This window comes from Micromonospora sp. NPDC049102 (assembly GCF_043197485.1).
GTDB lineage: Bacteria > Actinomycetota > Actinomycetes > Mycobacteriales > Micromonosporaceae > Micromonospora.
Genome location: NZ_JBICTE010000062.1, coordinates 2,061 through 5,476, shown reverse-complemented (window position 1 = coordinate 5,476; position 3,416 = coordinate 2,061). Strand labels below are relative to the sequence as shown.

Sequence of the window (3,416 nt, the reverse complement as noted above, 5' to 3'; positions counted from 1 at the left end):
GAAGATTGTCCGGCGGTGTCCTACTCTCCCACACCCTCACGAGTGCAGTACCATCGGCGCTGGAGGGCTTAGCTTCCGGGTTCGGAATGTGACCGGGCGTTTCCCCTCCGCCATGACCGCCGTAACTCTATGAACATATCAAACAAACCCGGGCACACAACACGGGTGTTCGCTTGTTCAGAGTTGCACAGTGGACGCGTAGCAGCTTAGTAGTCAAGTCCTCGGCCTATTAGTACCGGTCAACTGAACCCGTTACCGGGCTTACATTTCCGGCCTATCAACCCAGTCGTCTAGCTGGGGGCCTTACCCCACAAAGTGGGTGGGATACCTCATCTTGAAGCAGGCTTCCCGCTTAGATGCTTTCAGCGGTTATCCCTTCCGAACGTAGCTAACCAGCCGTGCCCCTGGCGGGACAACTGGCACACCAGAGGTTCGTCCGTCCCGGTCCTCTCGTACTAGGGACAGCCCTTCTCAAGTATCCTACGCGCACGGCGGATAGGGACCGAACTGTCTCACGACGTTCTAAACCCAGCTCGCGTACCGCTTTAATGGGCGAACAGCCCAACCCTTGGGACCTGCTACAGCCCCAGGATGCGACGAGCCGACATCGAGGTGCCAAACCATCCCGTCGATATGGACTCTTGGGGAAGATCAGCCTGTTATCCCCGGGGTACCTTTTATCCGTTGAGCGACACCGCTTCCACTCGCAAGTGCCGGATCACTAGTCCCGACTTTCGTCCCTGCTCGACCTGTCAGTCTCACAGTCAAGCTCCCTTGTGTACTTGCACTCAACACCTGATTGCCAACCAGGCTGAGGGAACCTTTGGGCGCCTCCGTTACCCTTTAGGAGGCAACCGCCCCAGTTAAACTACCCACCAGACACTGTCCCTGAACCGGATAACGGTCCGAAGTTAGATACCCAAATCAACCAGAGTGGTATTTCAAGATTGCCTCCACCCATACTGGCGTATGGACTTCACCGGCTCCCACCTATCCTACACAAGCTAACTCAAGTACCAATGTCAAGCTATAGTAAAGGTCCCGGGGTCTTTCCGTCCTGCCGCGCGTAACGAGCATCTTTACTCGTACTGCAATTTCGCCGGGCCTGTGGTTGAGACAGTGGGGAAGTCGTTACGCCATTCGTGCAGGTCGGAACTTACCCGACAAGGAATTTCGCTACCTTAGGATGGTTATAGTTACCACCGCCGTTTACTGGCGCTTAAGTTCTCCGCTTCGCCCCGAAGAGCTAACAGGTCCCCTTAACGTTCCAGCACCGGGCAGGCGTCAGTCCATATACATCGAATTACTTCTTCGCATGGACCTGTGTTTTTAGTAAACAGTCGCTTCCCCCTGCTCTCTGCGGCCATACAACGCTCCACCCGCGCGGGGCTTCACGTCTCCGGCCCCCCTTCTCCCTAAGTTACGGGGGCAATTTGCCGAGTTCCTTAACCACAGTTCGCCCGATCGCCTCGGTATTCTCTACCTGACCACCTGTGTCGGTTTGGGGTACGGGCCGCTAAGAACTCGCTAGAGGCTTTTCTCGGCAGCATAGGATCACTGACTTCACCTGAATCGGCTCGGCATCACGTCTCAGCCCTAGTGCGTCGCGGATTTGCCTACGACACGGCCTACACGCTTACCCCGGCACAACCACCGGCCGGGCTCAGCTACCTTCCTGCGTCACCCCATCGCTTGACTACTACCCGCCAGGTTCCCACGCTCCCCACCGCAGACCCGAAAGTCCTTGGCAGTTCGGATGGTTAGCACAACGAAGTTCATCAGGGACGCTCTTTCGCGGGTACGGGAATATCAACCCGTTGTCCATCGACTACGCCTCTCGGCCTCGCCTTAGGTCCCGACTCACCCAGGGCGGATTAGCCTGGCCCTGGAACCCTTGGTCATCCGGCGGAAGGGTTTCTCACCCTTCTTTCGCTACTCATGCCTGCATTCTCACTCGTGCCGCGTCCACAACTGGGTCACCCCGCTGCTTCACTCGCGGCACGACGCTCCCCTACCCATCCACACACCTGCACAAGGAATCACGTCCAAGCGAGGTTAAAATGTGAATGCCACAGCTTCGGCGGTGTGCTTGAGCCCCGCTACATTGTCGGCGCGGAACCACTTGACCAGTGAGCTATTACGCACTCTTTAAAGGGTGGCTGCTTCTAAGCCAACCTCCTGGTTGTCTATGCGACCCCACATCCTTTTCCACTTAGCACACGCTTAGGGGCCTTAGCTGGTGATCTGGGCTGTTTCCCTCTCGACTACGAAGCTTATCCCCCGCAGTCTCACTGCCGCGCTCTCACTTACCGGCATTCGGAGTTTGGCTGATTTCGGTAAGCTTGTGGGCCCCCTAGACCATCCAGTGCTCTACCTCCGGCAAGAAACACGCGACGCTGCACCTAAATGCATTTCGGGGAGAACCAGCTATCACGGAGTTTGATTGGCCTTTCACCCCTAACCACAGGTCATCCCCCAACTTTTCAACGTTGGTGGGTTCGGCCCTCCACGCGGTCTTACCCGCGCTTCAGCCTGCCCATGGCTAGATCACTCCGCTTCGGGTCTAGAGCATGCGACTAAAACGCCCTATTCAGACTCGCTTTCGCTACGGCTCCCCCACACGGGTTAACCTCGCCACATGCCACTAACTCGCAGGCTCATTCTTCAAAAGGCACGCCGTCACCCCGCAAGGCTCCGACGGATTGTAGGCGAACGGTTTCAGGTACTATTTCACTCCCCTCCCGGGGTACTTTTCACCATTCCCTCACGGTACTTGTCCGCTATCGGTCACCAGGAAGTATTTAGGCTTACCAGGTGGTCCTGGCAGATTCACGGCAGATTTCAGGGGTCCGCCGCTACTCGGGAACACCCACAGAAGGTCAGCAACTTTCACCTACCGGACTCTCACCGTCTACGGTCAGCCATTCCAGACTGTTCGACTAGCCACTGACTTTGTAACTCCTCGAACAAGTGTCAGCTTGTTCAGCAGGGTCCCACAACCCCGACCACGCAACCCCTGACAGGTATCACACGCAGCCGGTTTAGCCTCGATCCGCTTTCGCTCGCCACTACTCACGGAATCACTAAATTTGTTTTCTCTTCCTGCGGGTACTGAGATGTTTCACTTCCCCGCGTTCCCTCCACACACCCTATGTGTTCAGGTGTGGGTGACACCACATGACTGGTGCCAGGTTTCCCCATTCGGACACCCTGGGATCACAGCTTGGTTGACAGCTCCCCCAGGCCTATCGCGGCCTCCCACGTCCTTCATCGGCTCCTGGTGCCAAGGCATTCACCGTTCGCCCTTGACAACTTGACCACAAAGATGCTCGCGTCCACTGTGCAATTCTCAACAAACGACCAACCCACAACCCGATCCGCCCCACACCAGCACCACCACAGTGATCGGTATGCGA

2 rRNA genes are annotated in these 3,416 nt (G+C 56.8%); both read right to left on the bottom strand.

The window, feature by feature from the left end:
• Positions 1 to 7: 7 nt before the first annotated feature.
• A 5S ribosomal RNA gene (gene rrf, locus ACGFH9_RS30725) occupies positions 8 to 124 on the bottom strand.
• An 85-nt stretch (positions 125 to 209) separates the two neighbouring features.
• Positions 210 to 3,319 (bottom strand): 23S ribosomal RNA (locus ACGFH9_RS30720).
• Positions 3,320 to 3,416: the final 97 nt, after the last annotated feature.